Source organism: Streptomyces sp. NPDC090442 (assembly GCF_044769405.1).
GTDB lineage: Bacteria > Actinomycetota > Actinomycetes > Streptomycetales > Streptomycetaceae > Streptomyces.
The window spans coordinates 12,510-28,482 of sequence record NZ_JBIVXW010000062.1; the positions used below are offsets into that span (position 1 = coordinate 12,510).

The following is a 15,973-nucleotide window of genomic DNA, read 5'->3' on the forward strand; positions in this document are numbered from 1 at the left end:
GTTACGCTGACGGGGATCCGTTCGGCAGTCCCTTCCCTTACTCCCGGCCGCGCGGCGGCCACCTAGGGGGCGCACCCCGCATGGAGCTCCGGTCCTCGGCCCACACCGACACCTTCACCCGCGACCGGCTGCCGCCGCCCGAGCAGTGGCCGCACCTCACCGACCTGGGCTATCCCGACCGGCTGAACTGCGGCGCGGAGCTCCTCGACGGCACCATCGCCCGGCTGGGCGCGGACCGGCCCGCGGTCCTGGCCGCCGACGGACGGGCCTGGTCCTACGGGGAGTTGCGGGCCCGGGTGGACGCCCTGGCTCATGCGCTCACCGGCCGGTTGGGCGTGGTGCCGGGCAATCGGGTACTGCTGCGCGGCCCCACCTCGCCCTGGTTGGCGGCCTGTTGGCTCGCGGTGATGAAGGCCGGCGCGGTGGCGGTGACGGTGCTGGCGGCGCACCGGCCCGACGAGCTCGCCACGATCTGCGACCTCGCCCGGGTCGGGCACGCGCTGTGCGACGCCCGCGCGGCCGACGATCTGGTCCGGGCCGACGTCCCGGGCCTGCGCATCGCCACGTTCGGCGGGGACCGGCCGGACGATCTGACGCGGTGCGCGCGCCCCGGCGGCGCGCCGTACGAGGCGGTGCCGACCGCCTGTGACGACGTCGCGCTGATCGCCTTCACCTCCGGCACCACCGGCCGCCCCAAGGGCTGTCTGCACTTCCACCGCGATGTGCTCGCCGTCGCCGACACCTTCTCCGCGCAGGTGCTGCGGCCGCGCCCGGACGACGTGTTCGCCGGCAGCCCCCCGCTCGGCTTCACCTTCGGGCTGGGCGGACTGGTGATCTTCCCGCTGCGGGCCGGGGCCGCGGCGTACCTGGCCGAATGGGGCGGTCCCCGGCGGCTGTTGGGCGACATCGCCGCGCACCGGATCTCGGTGCTGTTCACCGCGCCGACCGCCTACCGGGCCATGCTGCCCGAGTTGACCGGGCACGACCTGTCCTCGCTGCGCCGCTGCGTCTCGGCCGGCGAGAACCTGCCCGCCGCGACCTGGCGCTCCTGGCACGAGGCGACCGGCCTGCGGATCATCAACGGGATCGGCGCGACCGAGCTGTTGCACATCTTCCTGTCCGCCGCCGACGACGCGATCCGGCCGGGGACGACGGGGCTGCCGGTGCCCGGTTTCGAGGCGCGGGTGGTGGGCCCGGACGGCACGACGATGCCGGACGGCGAACCGGGACTGCTCGCGGTCCGCGGCCCGACCGGCTGCCGCTACCTCGCCGACCCCCGGCAGACCTCCTACGTCCGCGACGGTTGGAACCTCACCGGCGACACCTATGTCCGGGACGGGGACGGCTACTTCCGCTACGTGGCCCGCGCGGACGACATGATCATCTCGGCCGGGTACAACATCGCCGGGCCCGAGGTGGAGGACGCCCTGCTGCGGCACCCGGACGTGACCGAGGCGGCGGTGGTCGGGCGCCCCGACGAGCACCGCGGGGAGGTGGTCGTCGCCCATGTCGTACTGCGGGACGGCGTCCCGCCCGGGGAGGAGACCGTCGCCGCGCTGCGGGAGTTCGTCAAGTCGCGGATCGCGCCCTACAAGTGCCCGCGCGAGGTGGTCTTCCACGCCGCGCTGCCGCGCACCCCCACCGGCAAACTCCAGCGCTTCCGGCTCCGCGACCCCGAACTAGAGTGATCAGGTGAGCGACGAGCCTGCCCAGCACACCCCGCGGTCCCTGATCGTCACGTTCTACGGCGCCTACGGCCGGGGCGGCCCCAAGGACGCCGGCGGCGAGCCCGGTCCGGTGCCGGTGGCCGTGCTGATCCGGCTCCTCGGCGTGCTCGGCGTGGATCCGCCGTCGGTGCGTTCGGCGGTCTCCCGGCTCAAGCGCCGCGGGCTGCTGGTCCCCGAGCGCACCGCCGCGGGCGCGGCCGCGTACGGGCTCTCCGACGCGGGCCGGCAACTGCTCGCGGACGGCGACCGCCGGATATTCGGCCGGCCCGCCGGACCGCCGCCGGAGGGCTGGGTGTTGGCCGTCTTCTCCGTCCCCGAGGAGGAGCGGCACAAGCGCCATCTGCTGCGCTCGCGACTGGCCCGACTGGGCTTCGGCACCGCGGCGCCCGGTGTGTGGATCGCCCCCGCGCACCTCTACGAGGAGACCCGGCACACCCTGGAGCGGCTGCAACTGGCCGCCTACGTGGACCTGTTCACCGGCACTCACGCCGGATTCACGCCCACCGCGCAGGCCGTGGCGCGCTGGTGGGACCTGGACGCCCTCGCGGCGCGGCACCGCGCGTTCCTGGCCGAGCAGGAACCGGTGCTGGCCCGTTGGAGCCGGCGCCGCTCGCTTCCCCCCGAGGCCGCCTACCGCGACCATCTGCTCGCCCTGGACGCCTGGCGGCACCTCCCCTATGCGGACCCCGGTCTGTCCTCTCCCCTCCTGCCGGAGGACTGGCCGGGCGGCCGCGCGGCGGAGGTGTTCCGCCGACTGCACGCCACCCTGCGGGCGGCGGCCGCCGCATACGTGCGGGAGGCGACGGCCGGGACGCACCGCACCCAGGACGCCGGTTGAGCCCCTCCCGCCGTCGACCGTGGTCAACGGCGGGAGGTGTCCCGCGTCCTCGTACGCCCCGCTCCGTCGCCTCCCGCCCGCGGTCCGGTGTTCCCCCTGGACCGCGGGCGTGGCCCGTACCCCCCGGTGTCAGCGTCGCCGCTGGTGCGCCCCCACGGGGACGGCGGCGGCCGGGCGCTGCCGGACCGGGCCGGCGGCCGACGGACGCGGCCGGGCGGCGGCGATCACCGAGACCACGTCCTTGAACGAGCTGCACATCCGGGTCCCGGCGACCGCGGCGAGTTCACCGAAGGTGCCGCTGCCGTAGGTGACCGCGACCGGCTCCATGCGCGCGGTCACCGCCATCCTCATGTCCCCCACGGTGTCCCCGACGTACGCGCTCTGCCAGGCCGGGACCCCCAGCCGACCGGCCGCGCGCAGCACCATCTCCGGGTGCGGCTTGCCGCGGCGGACCATGTCCTGCCCGATGACCGGGCCGACCAGGTCGCGGATGCCCATCACGTCGAGCAGGGCCTCGGCGCTGCGGGTGGTCTTGGAGGTGGCGACGGCCAGTTCGACGCCGTGGGCGCGCAGCGCGGACAGCCCGGCCGTCACTCCCGGGTAGAGCAACTGCGGCCCCTGGCACAGGACCTCGTAGGAGAACAGCTCCCGGTAGCGGGAGATGGCGGCCTGCACCCGGCCGTCGTCCTCGGGGCGGCCGAGCAGCCGCCCGAACGCGGCGGCCGGGGGCTTGCCGATGGCCGCGGCCGCCTGCCGCGCGGTCACCGAACAGCCCTGTTCCGCCGCCACCTTGACCAGCAGCTTGCTGATCGCGGGCAGGGTGTTGGCGAGGGTGCCGTCCAGATCGAAGACGGCGGCCCTGAGCGTCTCTCCTCCGCTGGCGCTCCGCGCGCCTCTCACAGGACGTTCGCCGACTTCCATTGATACGCGCATGGATGGGACCTTTCCGGATTCCGATGGGTGCGGGGGCTCGGTGACGTGTGCGGGTCCGGCTGGTCGGGCCGACCCCGCACCTCGACGACTGTGGCGGCAGAGGCGGTCTCGCCGTGGCGCACCACTGTCCAAGGGCGGCGCGCGACCGTCGAAGCGGCGGCATCGGAAGGGATCGTCCCGTTTACCGCCTTCGGAGATTTAAAAACCGCCTGCGCTGTTTGTCAATGCGCCTTAGCCCCTCCCTGACGGGTCGACAAGCCTTACCCAGCGGGAGACACTGGAACCGGCCCTGGAAGCCGCGCATCCGCCGGGTTCCGGGCCCCGCAAGGGCCGTTGACTTTCCGACAGACCGCGGCAGAACCGGCCATTTGTCCTCACCATAGCGAACCGCATGGTTGGTTTTCTCTGTAGACTGCACGCAGGTTGCAGTCGTACGAGAGACGGGACGGACACCGTGCCCACGCAGCATCGAGCCATCCAAAGCCGTCAGGCGCTGATCCGCTCGGCCGCCGAGACGTTCCTGGAGAAGGGAGTGCCCGCCGCGGGCATGGTCGAGATCAGCCGGCGGGCCCGACTCAGCAAGGGAGCCCTCTACTTCCACTTCACGTCCAAGGACGACCTGACCCTCGCGGTCCGGGACACCGCGCTGGCCACCCTCAACGAGATCGAGGAGGGCTTCCTGCGCTCCCCCCAGCCGTTGACCGTCGCCGTCCGGGACTTCGCGGTCACGCTGTTCGGCCGGGTGCAGTCGGACCCGGTGCTGCGCGCGGGGTTGCGGCTGCGCCCGGAGACCGCGCCGGGCCTGGACCTGCACGCCCTGGAGCAGCGCTGGTACGCGCTCTTCCTCGACAAGGCGGTGACCTGCGGCACCGGCGACCCGGTCGGCACGGGGCCCGGGCTCACCGGCCCGGACCCCGAGGACGCCGAACCGCGCCGCACCGCCCAGCTGTTGACCTCGGTCGTGGTGGGTCTGTTGCACCTGGGCGGCGGCGACCGGACGTGGTGGGACGCGGAGGCGGTCACCGGGCTGTGGGGCTTGCTGCCGGTCACGGCGGAGCGGGTCGGGGCCGCCGGACTCCCGGCGCCGGCTCAGGTCGCGGCCGGCTGACCGCGCCGCGGCGACCCGACCACCCGCGCCCCCGTGCCCGACTCACAACTCCACGATGACCGCCCCGACGTGACGTCCCTGGGTGAGCTCGCACAGCGCCCTCGGCGCCTGTTCGATCCCCTTCAGCAGCGCGTGCGGGAAGACCAACGAACCGTCCCGCAGCCCCCGGCCGAACTCCGCAGTCCACTCCTCCGCCAGGTCGGGATGGGCGTACCGCCCGAAGCCGCGCAGCGCCACCCGACGCGTGATGATCAGCCCCGCGTCCAACTCCACCGGGCAGGTCGCCCCGCCGTCCCCGCCCAACTGGCTGGACAACAGGCCCACCAGGGCGAAGCGGGCCTCCGGACGGGCCACGGCGAGCGCCGCACGCAGCTGCTCGCCGCCCACGGTGTCCAGCAGGACGTCGATCCCGTCGGGCGTGGCCCGGCGAAGCTGCTCCTCGATCGGCCCGGCGCCGCGCACGACCGTGGCGTCGTACCCCAACTCCGCCCGCAGTCGGGCGGCCTTGGCCTCCGAACCGGTGCTGCCGATCACCCGGCCCGCACCCAGCCGACGGGCGAGCTGACCGGCGAGGCTGCCCACGCCGCCGGCGGCGCCGGTGACGAACACGGTGTCCCCCGGCCGCACCTCGGCGGCCCGGCGCAGCGCCCCCCAGGCGGTGTCACCCTGGGAGAGGTGCGCCAGCAGGGACGGCAGCGCGGTCGGGTCGATCGCGCGCACCCGCGCCGCGTCGACGACGGCGAACTCACGCCAACCATGGGGATGGTGGACGAGATCACCGGGCGCGAAGGCACCGCCGGGCGCGGCCACCACCTCGCCGACGGCGGCACCCGACAGCGGCTGCCCCGGCTCGAAGGACGGCATCGGCAAACGCGCCGCGGTCATCCGGGTCCGCATCGCCGCGGTGACCACCATGTAGCGGGTGCGCACCAGCACCTGATCGGGGCCAGGGCTGGGCAGCGGGACCTCGGCGACGGTGAAATGACGCCCCGTCAATTCTTCGTCGCCGACCCGGCGGGCGAGCCGTACCTCCCGGTGGACACAGGGGAGTCCGGGCGCGTCGGTCAGGGTCATCGATCTACTCCTTGCACGTTCGGCAGTACCACAGGCACCGCGCGGCCGGAGCGCGAATTCCGGCCGCAAACCGGCGTGCGGTCAATGAATACCGCACGGTTGGCTTCTTTATGATGCGGAAATAGACTGCGCGGCCACGGCAACGGGTCGCACCCAGGCACAACAACTCCAAGAGAGCATACGGAGGATGATCGGTGGTCAAGCAGGAACGCGCAGTGCGCACCCGACGCGCCGTCCTCGAAGCCGCGGCCCATGTCATCGGCACCCGCGGCTACGAGGCCGCGACGATGGCGGAGATCATCCAGCGCGCCGGGGTCACCAAGGGCGCCGTTTACTTCCATTTCCGGTCCAAGGACGCGTTGGCGCGCGCGGTCATCCGGGAACAGACCGACCCGTTCGTACCGCCGGTGAGCGACTCCCGCCTCCAGGACGCCATCGACTTCACGCACCAGGTGGCGCTGGCCCTGCGGAGCGATCCGATGATCCAGGCCGGCACCCGGATCGCGGTCGAGACGACCTTCAGCGACGAGCCGCTGGTCCCCTACCAGGCGTGGATCGACATCATGGCCACGATGTTCACCGAGGCCCGGGACAACGGCGAATTACTGCCGGCCGTCGCCCCGGACCGGGCCGCGGAGTTCTTCGTCGCCTCCTACATGGGCGTGCAGCTCTTCTCCCGCGCCGCGACCAACCGCGCCGATCTTCCCGAGCGGGTCACGACCCTCTGGAAGCACACCCTGCCGGGCCTGGCGTCGCCCGGCGCGCTGAGCCACCTCGACCCGCACGGCCGCCCCGCACACGTCACCGTCTGACCCCTCCACGCCGAGCCCGCCCCTTGTACCGCCCCGCCCCGCTGCGTCCGGCCTCCCCGTCAGTGCAGCGTGAGGCGGGGCTTCGGCGCATCGGTGCGGCCGGTGGGCGGGGTGCGGCTGCCCGCCTGGTAGGACGGCGGCCAGGGGGCGCCGGGGCCGGCGTAGCCCTGTTCGGCGGCGGCGTGCAGGGTCCAGTGCGGGTCGTAGAGATGGGGGCGGGCCAGCGCGCACAGGTCGGTTCGGCCGGCCAGGATCAGGGAGTTGACGTCGTCCCAGGAGGAGATGGCACCGACCGCGATGACGGGGATGCCGAGGGTGTTGCGGATCCGGTCGGCGAACGGCGTCTGGTAGGAGCGGCCGAAGTCGGGGCGCTCGTGCGACACCACCTGCCCGGTGGAGACGTCCACGGCGTCGGCGCCGTGCTCGGCGAAGGCGGCCGCGACGGCGACGGCGTCCTCGGGGGTGGTGCCGCCCTCCGCCCAGTCGGTGGCGGAGATCCGGACCGTCATCGGCCGGTCGTCCGGCCACCGTTCGCGGACCGCGTCGAAGACTTCGAGGGGGAAGCGGAGGCGGCCTTCCAGGGAGCCACCGTAGGCGTCGGTGCGCTGGTTGGTCAGCGGGGAGAGGAAGCCGGAGAGCAGATAGCCGTGCGCGCAGTGCAGTTCGAGCAGGTCGAAGCCGGCGCGGGCGGCACGGGCGGCGGAGTCGACGAACTGGTCGCGCACGGTGCCGAGTTCCGATGCGGTCAGGGCGTGCGGGATCTGGCTGACGCCCGGGCGGTAGGGCAGCGGGGAGGCGGCGACGAGCGGCCAGTTGCCCTCCGACAGCGGCTGGTCGATACCCTCCCACATCCGCCGGGTCGAGCCCTTGCGGCCGGAGTGGCCGAGCTGGACGCCGAGGGCGGTGCCGGGGGCCTGGCCGTGCACGAAGTCGGTGACCCGCCGCCAGGCCCGCTCGTGCTCCGGCGCGTACAGCCCCGTGCAGGCCGGGGTGATCCGCCCCTCGGGGCTGACGCACACCATCTCCGTCATCACCAGCCCGGCCCCGCCCAGCGCGCGGGCGCCGAGGTGGACGAGGTGGAAGTCCCCGGGGGTACCCGCCCCGTCCGCGGCGTACATGTCCATCGGCGAGACCACGACCCGGTTGCGCAGGGTCAGCCCGCGCAGCCGGAACGGGGTGAACATCGGCGGCGTCCCGTCGGGAACGCCGGCCTCCGCGGCCACCGCCTCGGTGAACTCGGCGTCCCGCAGCCGCAGGTTGTCGTGGGTGACCCGGCGGCTGCGGGTCAGCAGGTTGAAGGCGAACTGGTGCGGCGGCTGGTCGGCGTAGGTGGCCAGCTCCTCGAACCAGGCGAGGCTGGCGCGCGCGGCGCGCTGGGTGGAGGCCACGACGGGGCGGCGCTCGGCCTCGTAGGCGGCCAGGGCCTCCGGCAACGTGGGCTGTTCCCGCAGGCACGCGGCGAGCGCGAGGGCGTCCTCGACGGCCAGCTTGGTGCCGGAGCCGATGGAGAAGTGGGCGGTGTGCGCGGCGTCGCCGAGCAGCACGATCCGGCCGTGCGACCAGCGCTCGTTGACGACCGTGCGAAAGGCGATCCAGGTGGAGTTGTTGGTGCGCAGCGGGCGGCCGCGCAGGGTGCCGGAGAAGAGCTCGGCGCACCAGGCGGCCGAGGCGCGCTCGTCCAGGGCGTCCAGGGCGTTGGCGCGCCAGACCTCCTCGCGCATCTCGACGATGACGGTGCTGGCGCCCTCGTCGGGGGCGTCGGGGCCGCCGGGCCGGTCCGGCTTCGGGCGGGCGTACGGATAGGCGTGGAGCTGGGCGATGCCGTGGCCGGTGTCGGCGGTCTCGAAGCGGAAGGCGTCCAGGGCGAAGTCGGCCGAGAGCCAGACGTAGCGGCACCGGTGGGTGGTCAGTCGCGGGCGGAAGACGTCGTCGTGCGCGGTGCGGGTGGTGCTGTGCACGCCGTCGGCGGCGATCACCAGGTCGTGGTCGCGGGCGAGTTCGGCGGCCGGCGGGGCCTCGGTGCGGAAGACCAGCCGGACGCCCAGCGACCGGCAGCGCTCGTGCAGGACCGCCAGCAGCCGGCGGCGGCCGAGCGCGGCGAAGCCGTGGCCGCCGGAGGTGAGGGTCCGGCCGCGGTGCACGATGTCGATGTCGTCCCAGCGCACGAACTCGGCCTGGAGCGCGCGGTAGACGACCGGGTCGGCGTGCTCGATGCCGCCGAGGGTCTCGTCGGAGAGGACGACGCCGAAGCCGAAGGTGTCGTCGGGGGCGTTGCGCTCCCAGACGGTGATCTCGCGGTCCGGGTCGAGGCGCTTGAGCAGGGCCGCGGCGTAGAGCCCGCCGGGGCCGCCACCGAGCACGGCGACCTTCAGCGGGCGCCCGGCCGTCCCCGCGGGCGCGGTCACTTGCCCTGCCACTGGGGCGACCGCTTCGCGGTGAACGCGGCGTGGAACTCGGCGTAGTCGGCGCTGTTCATCAGCAACGCCTGGGTGTTGGCGTCCAGTTCGACGGCGGCGGCCAGTGGCATGTCCAGCTCGGCGGTGAGCAGCGCCTTGGTCTGGGCGTGGGCGAGCGCGGGGCCGTCGGCGAGCCGTCGGGCCAGCGCCGCGGCCCGCTCGTCGGCCCGGCCCTCCTCGGTCAACTCGCTGATCAGACCGATCCGTTCGGCCTCGGGGGCCCGCACCGGGTCGCCGAGCATCAGCACCCGGGTGGCGTGCCCGAGGCCGACGACGCGCGGCAGCAGATAGGCCGCGCCCATGTCGCCGCCGGAGAGGCCGACCCGGGTGAAGAGGAACGCGAAGCGGGCGGAGGGGTCGGCGATGCGGAAGTCGGCGGCCAGGGCGAGTACCGCGCCGGCGCCGGCGGCCACCCCGTGCACGGCCGCGACCACCGGGAACGGGCACTCCCGGATCGCCCGGACGACCTGCCCGGTCATCCGGTTGAAGTCCAGGAGTTGGGCGGTGTCCATGCCGAGGGTGACGCCGATGATCTCCTCGACGTCCCCGCCGGAGCAGAAGCCGCGCCCCTCGCCGGCCAGGACCAGGGCGCGCACCGAGCGCTCCCGGGAGAGTTCGGCGAGCAGGTCGCGGAGGTCGGCGTACGCCTCGAAGGTCAGCGCGTTGAGCTTCTCGGGGCGGGCGAGGGTGACGGTCGCGACGCCGTCCTCCCTGCTGACCCTGATGTGCTGCCATGCGCCGGTGCTGCGGGCGGATCCTGCGAACGGGCTCATCGGTCTGCCTGCCCCCTTCAGCCGGTCGGCTGGTGCGTGGTGGTCGCGGATGCGGTGGCGGTGCGGGACGCGCGAAATGCCCCTCGAAGCTATCACTGCTTTGTGACCGTCGTCATGAGTGCGCGATATGAGCGCGGCGGCGACGGGGCGGGGAAGTGGCGTGCGGGGGTGGGGAGTTCCGGGTGGGGCAGGGGCGAGGCGCGGATACGGCTTCGGCCCCGGTCCCGGGCGTCGCTGCCGGGGGCCGGGGCCGAAGTCGGGGCCGCTGTCGGGGCCGGTGTCGGGGTCGGTGTCGGGGTCGGTGTCGGGGTCGGTGTCGGGGTCGATCAGGCCGACGCGCGGCGCGGAACGGTCAGTTGCCGCCGCGGTCCGGGCGGTCCCCGCCGCCGGCGCCCACGCAACCGGAATCCGCCGCGCCGGCCCCCGGCGCCCCCTCGCCGCCACCCCGCGGCCCCGGGAAGTCCCCCGCGCCGTCCGGGACGGGCCCGTCGGCCCCGCCCCTCGCGAGGCGCGAGTGCCGGCGCCCGTACAGCGCGTAGACCAGCGCGCCGAGGGCGAGGAAGCCGGCGAACTGGAGCCACGTGGCCGGGCCGGTGCCGTAGATGAGGTAGCCGCAGAAGGCGATGCCGAGCAGCGGGCTGAGCGGGAAGAGCGGGACGCGGAAGCGGCGCGGCAGGTCGGGCCGGGTGCGACGGAGCACCAGCAGGCTGACGTTGACCGCCGCCATGATCGCGAGCGTGCCGATGGTGGTCAGGTTCATCACCACGTCCAGCGGGACGACCGCGGCCGGGAGGGCGAAGACCACCGCGACAATCCACGTGTTGGCGACGGGCGTGGCGGTCCGGGGCGAGACCCGGGCGAAGACCCGCGGGACCAGGCCGTCCCGGGACATCGCCATCAGGATGCGGGTCTGCCCGTACATCACGGCGAGGACCACGGAGGCGATGGCGACGACCGCGCCGAAGGCGATCACCGCACCGCCGAGGTCGGAGTGGGTGACCCGGTCGACGATCAGCGACAGCGCGGCCGGGCGGCCCGCCACCTCCCCCGCGGAGAGCGCCCCGATCGCGGCGAGGGCGACCAGGCAGTACAGGACGGTGACCACGCCGATGCAGATCATGATCGCGAGCGGGATGTTGCGGCGCGGGTTGCGCACCTCCTCGCCGGCGGTGGTGATCGCGTCGAAGCCGATGTACGAGAAGAACGCGACGGAGGCGCCGGAGGTGATCCCGGCCAGCCCCTCCGGGGCGAACGGGGAGAGGTTCCCGCTGTGGAACGCGCCGAAGCCGATCACGCAGAACAGCGCCAGCACGGCCAGCTTGAGCACCGCCATCGCCGCGGTCGCCCGGGCGCTCTCCCGGATGCCGCGCACCAACAGCACCGCGGCCAGCAGCACCACGACGACGGCGGGGAGGTTGACGATGCCGCCGTCGCCGGGCGGGTTGGCGAGCGCGGCGGGCAGTTGCCATCCGGTGAGGCTGCCGAGCAGTTGGTTGAGGTACTGGCCCCAGCCGACGGCGACCGCGGAGACCGAGACGCCGTATTCGAGCAGCAGGCACCAGCCGACGAGGAAGGCGGTGCGCTCGCCGAGGGTGGCGTAGGCGTAGGAGTACGAGCTGCCGGAGACCGGGATCGCACCGCCGAGTTCGGCGAAGGCGAAGGCGGTGAAGACACAGGTGATCGCCGCCAGCGCGAAGGAGACGATGACCGCGGGGCCGGCCTGGGCGACGGTGTCGGACAGGCCGACGAAGATGCCGGTGCCGACGATGGCGCCGACGCCGAAGCAGAGGAGTTGGAACAGGCCCATGCTGCGGCGCAGGCCATGGCCGTGGAGGTCCGCTCCGGATTCGGCGAGGAGGAGATCGGGCGACTTGATGCGCAATCCGGACGTGCCTGGGCGGAGCATGGGGTGGTTCTCTCTCTGGTGGTGCGTGGCGCGCGGCGCGGGTGGGCCGGGCGCGGTGCGGGGCCCGAACCGGTGGGTCCGGACCCCGTTTGCGGCTCGATGGTAACCCGAGGCCGCATGATCGTTCATAACCCCGCATGGCTATGCACGGCCTGGCCCGCCGCCCGCACGGGCCGCGCCCTACCGCCCCAGCGTCGCCACCATCACGGCCTTGATGGTGTGCATCCGGTTCTCCGCCTCGTCGAAGACGACCGAGTGCGCGGACTCGAAGACCTCGTCGGTGACCTCCAGCGAGGTCAGCCCGTGGCGGGCGTGGATCTCCCGGCTGACCGTGGTGCCGAGGTCGTGGAAGGCGGGCAGGCAGTGCAGGAACTTCACGTCGGGCCGACCGGTGGCGCGCAGCACGTCCATCGTCACCGCGTACGGGGCGAGCAGCGCGATCCGCTCGTCCCAGACCTCCTTGGGCTCACCCAGGGACACCCAGACGTCGGTGGCGACGAAGTCGGCGCCGCGCACGCCCTCGGCGACCTCCTCGGTGAGGGTGATCCGGGCCCCGCTGGCCTCCGCGAGCGCCCGCGCCCGCGCGATCACGCCCTCCCCCGGCCACAACTGCTTCGGGGCGACGATCCGTACGTCCATACCCAGGAGGGCGCCGGTGACGAGGTAGGAGTTGCCCATGTTGCTGCGGGCGTCCCCGAGGTAGGCGAAGGCGGTCTCCTCCAGGGGCCGGCCGCCGCCGTGCTCGACCACGGTCAGCACGTCGGCGAGCATCTGGGTCGGGTGCCAGTCGTCGGTGAGCCCGTTGTAGACGGGCACCCCGGCGTGCGCCGCGAGCTCCTCGACGTCGGCCTGGCGGCTGCCGCGGAACTCGATGGCGTCAAACATCCGGCCGAGGACGCGGGCGGTGTCCCTGACCGACTCCTTGTGCCCGAGCTGCGAGCTGGACGGGTCGAGGTAGGTGGTCGAGGCGCCCTGGTCCGCGGCCGCGACCTCGAAGGAACAGCGGGTCCGGGTCGAGGTCTTCTCGAAGATCAGGGCGATGTTGCGGCCCTCCATGCGGCGGACCTCGGTGCCGGCGCGCTTGGCCGCCTTCAACTCGGCGGCCAGCTCGACCAGTCGACGGAACTCCTCGGCGCTGAAGTCCAGCTCCTTGAGGAAGTGGCGGCCCTTGAGGTCTATCGCCATGGGTGGGCTCCTGATTCGCGGCGGTCGGGGACAGGGGGCGTCGGGACACACAGCCCATGGAAGTCTATACGAATACTCGCATCCTTATACGGACACTCGGGTGCCCGGGTGCCCGGCACGTCCGCCCCCGGCGTCCCGGGATCGCGTCCCCGCCCCCCAGACTGCCAGCCGCGGCGGACGGCCACCGCCAGCGGGTCGACCACCGCCGGCGAACCGCCCGGCACCGCCGCCTCAGCCCGGCACCGCGTCCCTCGTCACCGGGCAGCTCATGCAGCGCGGCCCGCCGCGCCCCCGGCCCAGTTCGCTGCCGGGGATCGTGATCACCTCGATCCCGCGCTTCCGGAGGAAGGTGTTGGTGGTGACGTTCCGCTCGTAGGCCACCACCACGCCCGGCTCCACGGCGAGCACGTTGCAGCCGTCGTCCCACTGCTCGCGCTCGGCCGAGTGCACGTCCTGGGTCGCGGTGAGCACCCGGATCTCGGCGAGCCCCAGCGAGGCCGCTATGGCGCGGTGCATGTGCTCCGGCGGATGGTCGGTGACCTTCAGGTCCTGCGTGCCCGCGCCCGGCTCGATGGTGTACGAGCGGAGCATCCCCAGGCCCTCGTACTGGGTGAAGGTGTCCCCGTCGATCATGGTCATCACGGTGTCCAGGTGCATGAACGCGCGCCGCTTGGGCATGTCCAGCGCCACGATCGTCCGCGCGGAGCCCGCCGCGAACAGCCCGCGGGCCAACAGCTCCACCGCCTGCGGGGTGGTCCGCTCGCTCATCCCGATCAGCACCGCGCCGTTGCCCAGCACCAGGAGGTCGCCGCCCTCGATCGTCGAGGGGTAGTCGGCCTGCCCCTCCGACCAGACGTGGAACGTCTCCTCGCGGAAGAGCGGGTGGAAGCGGTAGATGGCCTCGTAGTGCACGGTCTCGCGCTGCCGGGCCGGCCAGCGCATCGAGTTGATCGAGACCCCGTCGTAGATCCAGGCGGAGGTGTCGCGGGTGAACAGGTGGTTGGGCAGCGGCCCCAGCAGGAAGTCGTCCAGGTCCATCACGTGGAAACGGACCGAGGTCGGCTCCGGATGCTGTTCCAGGAACTCGCGCTTGGTCATCCCGCCGACCAACGCCTCGACGAGTTCCGGCACCGGCAACGCGTCGAACGCCGCCCGCAGGTGATCGGTCGCCAGCGGCCCGTACTCCTTCTCGTCGAAGACCCGGTCCAGGACCAGCGTCCGCGCCTCGGGGATCTGGAGGCTCTCGGCCAACAGATCCCCGAAGAGGTGCACCTCGACGCCCCGGTCGCGGAGCACGTCCGCGAACCCGTCGTGCTCGGCCCGGGCCCGCCGCACCCAGAGCACGTCGTCGAAGAGCAAGGTGTCCTTGTTGGAGGGGGTGAGCCGCTTCAGTTCGAGGTCGGGGCGGTGCAGGATCACGCGGCGCAACCGCCCGGCCTCCGAGTCGACATGGAATCCCATCTCCCCATCTTGTCCGCTCGGGGGGCGTCGCGTCGCGGGTCCGGGGATCCCGGACGGGGTGTCGGGCGCGGGCGGCGCCCTGGGGCCCGTCCGACCCCGACCCGTCAGAAGCGCCCTAGGCCGTGGCCCTCCCCCGTCCCAGGGGCAGGGCCGCCGCCACCGCGAGCGCCGAGGTCACCGCCGCGATGATCCAGCCGGCGCGCAACGCCCCGAACGTCGGGTGCTGGCCGCCCATGACGGCGACCAGCACGGCCACGCCGAGCGCGGTGCCGGCCTGCCGGGACACCATCAAGACGCCGGAACCGAGGGAGAGTTGGCTACTGGGCAGCGCCCCCGCGGCGGCGAACATCACCGGCTGGTACAGGCCGGTGCCCAACCCGGCGAAGACCAACCCGGGCAGGAACCGCCCCCCGTAGTGCGTCCCCCCGCTCCCGTCGCCGGCCAGGACGACCCACCACAGCGCGGCCGCCACGAAGCACAGCGCGCCGAGCACCGCCGTCCCCCGGCCGCCGATCGCGGCGACGATCCGGCCGGAGACCGCGGAGACCACCAGCACCGTCAGCGGCCAGGGCGCCATCGCCACCCCGCCGTCCGCACCGGGTAGTGCCAGACATCGGTGAACAACAGGCTCGCGGCGAGCACCATCGCCCCGTAGGCGACGAAGTAGCCGAGCAGCCCCAGGGTGGCCGCGGTGAACCCGGGGGAGCGGAACAGCGCCGGATGCACCACGGGGTTCGCGGCGCGTCGCACATGGCGCACACCCAGCGCTCCCGCCAACCCGCCGGCGGCGAGGACCGCGAGCGTGCCCGGGGCGGCATAACCCCACTCGGGGGCCTCGACGAACGCGGTCACCAGCGCGCCGACGCACACCAGCACCAGCACCGTCCCCGGCAGGTCGAGCGCCTGCCGCGGACCGCGCGCCGAACGGGGCAGCAGCCGGACGCCCGAGCCGACCGCGAGCAGCACCACCGGGACGTTGATCAGGAAGATCAACCGCCAGTCGGCGGCGGCGAGCAGCCCGCCGATCACCGGCCCGGCGCTCGCCGCCACCGCGCTGACCGCCGTCCAGACACCGACCGCGGTCGCCCACTCGCGCGCCGGGAAAGCGGGCAGCGCGAGCGAGAGGGAGGTCGGGATCAACACCGCGGCGGCCACGCCCTGTACCACCCGTGCCACGATGAGCAGGGTGAGCGTGGGCGCCGCGCCGCAGGCCGCCGAGGCCACCCCGAACAGCACCATGCCGATCAGGAAGCACCGCCGCCGCCCGGCCTCGTCGGCGAGCCGACCGGCCGACACCAGGAGCGCGGCGAGCACGACGGTGTAGCCGTTGAGCACCCACGAGAGGGTGGCGGCCGGCGCCGGCGCGAAGTCCCGGCCGATCGCCGGGAACGCGATGGTGACCGCGATCAGATCGAGCACCGCCAGGAACTGCGCGGCGGAGGCGATCGCCAGGACCAGCCAACGGCGGCGGTCGGGGGCCGCGGGCTCGGCAGACACCGTGGCGGGGGCGGGCACCTCGGCGGGCGGGACGGCCGGCGGCGCGCCCTGTGGGGCGAACGGGCGCCCGCTGTCGTCGAGTTGGTGGCCAGCGGGGGCCGCGCCGGTGGGCGCACCTGTCCCCCGACGTCCCGGAAGAGGAGTGGTCATGTCGATCAAGCATCGGCCCGGCTCCCCCTCCGCACGAGTGGCAGCCCTGCCAC

Annotated in this window: 13 protein-coding genes; 4 read left to right on the forward strand and 9 right to left on the reverse strand. The window is 73.6% G+C overall.

The window, feature by feature from the left end; translation table 11 throughout:
* Positions 1 to 80 precede the first annotated feature (80 nt).
* Both ACIQU6_RS33085 and ACIQU6_RS33090 read left to right on the forward strand, forming a co-directional pair.
* Entirely contained in the window at positions 81 to 1,688 is a 1,608-nt protein-coding gene (locus ACIQU6_RS33085) for an AMP-binding protein (protein ID WP_403485421.1), read from the forward strand.
* A 4-nt stretch (positions 1,689 to 1,692) separates the two neighbouring features.
* On the forward strand, positions 1,693 to 2,565 hold the full coding sequence (locus tag ACIQU6_RS33090) for a PaaX family transcriptional regulator C-terminal domain-containing protein (protein WP_403485422.1): 873 nt from the start codon (positions 1,693 to 1,695) through the stop codon (positions 2,563 to 2,565).
* A 129-nt stretch (positions 2,566 to 2,694) separates the two neighbouring features.
* Here ACIQU6_RS33090 and ACIQU6_RS33095 read toward each other — a convergent pair whose 3' ends face one another.
* Entirely contained in the window at positions 2,695 to 3,498 is an 804-nt protein-coding gene (locus ACIQU6_RS33095) for an HAD family hydrolase (RefSeq protein ID WP_274912772.1), read from the reverse strand.
* A gap of 454 nt (positions 3,499 to 3,952) precedes the next feature.
* Here ACIQU6_RS33095 and ACIQU6_RS33100 point away from each other — a divergent pair, with 454 nt between their 5' ends.
* Positions 3,953 to 4,606 carry a TetR family transcriptional regulator gene (locus tag ACIQU6_RS33100; RefSeq protein ID WP_403485423.1) on the forward strand — a complete coding sequence of 218 codons (654 nt, stop codon included), beginning with the start codon at positions 3,953 to 3,955 and terminating at the stop codon, positions 4,604 to 4,606.
* Positions 4,607 to 4,648: 42 nt separating this feature from the next.
* On the opposite strand, the gene ACIQU6_RS33105 is transcribed toward ACIQU6_RS33100, so the two are convergent.
* Positions 4,649 to 5,680 (reverse strand): MDR family NADP-dependent oxidoreductase, encoded by a 1,032-nt coding sequence (locus ACIQU6_RS33105; protein WP_403485424.1) that lies wholly within the window; start codon positions 5,678 to 5,680, stop codon positions 4,649 to 4,651.
* 215 nt (positions 5,681 to 5,895) lie between these two features.
* On the opposite strand from ACIQU6_RS33105, the gene ACIQU6_RS33110 reads away from it, so the two are divergent.
* A complete protein-coding gene (locus tag ACIQU6_RS33110) occupies positions 5,896 to 6,492 on the forward strand; it encodes a ScbR family autoregulator-binding transcription factor (RefSeq protein WP_403485425.1) in 597 nt (198 codons plus the stop codon).
* Positions 6,493 to 6,551: 59 nt separating this feature from the next.
* Here ACIQU6_RS33110 and ACIQU6_RS33115 read toward each other — a convergent pair whose 3' ends face one another.
* The 7 genes from ACIQU6_RS33115 to ACIQU6_RS33145 all read right to left on the reverse strand — a co-directional run bounded on the left by ACIQU6_RS33115 (position 6,552) and on the right by ACIQU6_RS33145 (position 15,920).
* Positions 6,552 to 8,897: a bifunctional salicylyl-CoA 5-hydroxylase/oxidoreductase gene (locus tag ACIQU6_RS33115; RefSeq protein WP_403485426.1), complete on the reverse strand. Its 2,346-nt coding sequence runs from the start codon at positions 8,895 to 8,897 to the stop codon at positions 6,552 to 6,554.
* Positions 8,894 to 9,721: an enoyl-CoA hydratase family protein gene (locus ACIQU6_RS33120; RefSeq protein WP_403485427.1), complete on the reverse strand. Its 828-nt coding sequence runs from the start codon at positions 9,719 to 9,721 to the stop codon at positions 8,894 to 8,896. Before ACIQU6_RS33120 ends, ACIQU6_RS33115 begins: the two co-directional genes overlap by 4 nt.
* Before the next feature lie 352 nt (positions 9,722 to 10,073).
* The gene (locus ACIQU6_RS33125) at positions 10,074 to 11,627 is read right to left on the reverse strand and encodes an amino acid permease (protein WP_403485428.1); all 1,554 of its coding nucleotides are present in this window, start codon (positions 11,625 to 11,627) and stop codon (positions 10,074 to 10,076) included.
* Between the two features lie 180 nt (positions 11,628 to 11,807).
* Complete coding sequence (argF, locus tag ACIQU6_RS33130; RefSeq protein ID WP_403485429.1) at positions 11,808 to 12,812, reverse strand: ornithine carbamoyltransferase; 1,005 nt, start codon at positions 12,810 to 12,812, stop codon at positions 11,808 to 11,810.
* Positions 12,813 to 13,043: 231 nt separating this feature from the next.
* Positions 13,044 to 14,273, reverse strand: a complete 1,230-nt coding sequence (locus ACIQU6_RS33135; protein ID WP_403485430.1) for an arginine deiminase — start codon at positions 14,271 to 14,273, stop codon at positions 13,044 to 13,046.
* Between the two features lie 115 nt (positions 14,274 to 14,388).
* The gene (locus ACIQU6_RS33140; protein WP_403485431.1) at positions 14,389 to 14,850 is read right to left on the reverse strand and encodes a hypothetical protein; all 462 of its coding nucleotides are present in this window, start codon (positions 14,848 to 14,850) and stop codon (positions 14,389 to 14,391) included.
* Positions 14,832 to 15,920, reverse strand: coding sequence for an MFS transporter (locus ACIQU6_RS33145; RefSeq protein WP_403485432.1), 1,089 nt, complete (start codon positions 15,918 to 15,920; stop codon positions 14,832 to 14,834). Before ACIQU6_RS33145 ends, ACIQU6_RS33140 begins: the two co-directional genes overlap by 19 nt.
* Between the last annotated feature and the right edge of the window lie 53 nt (positions 15,921 to 15,973).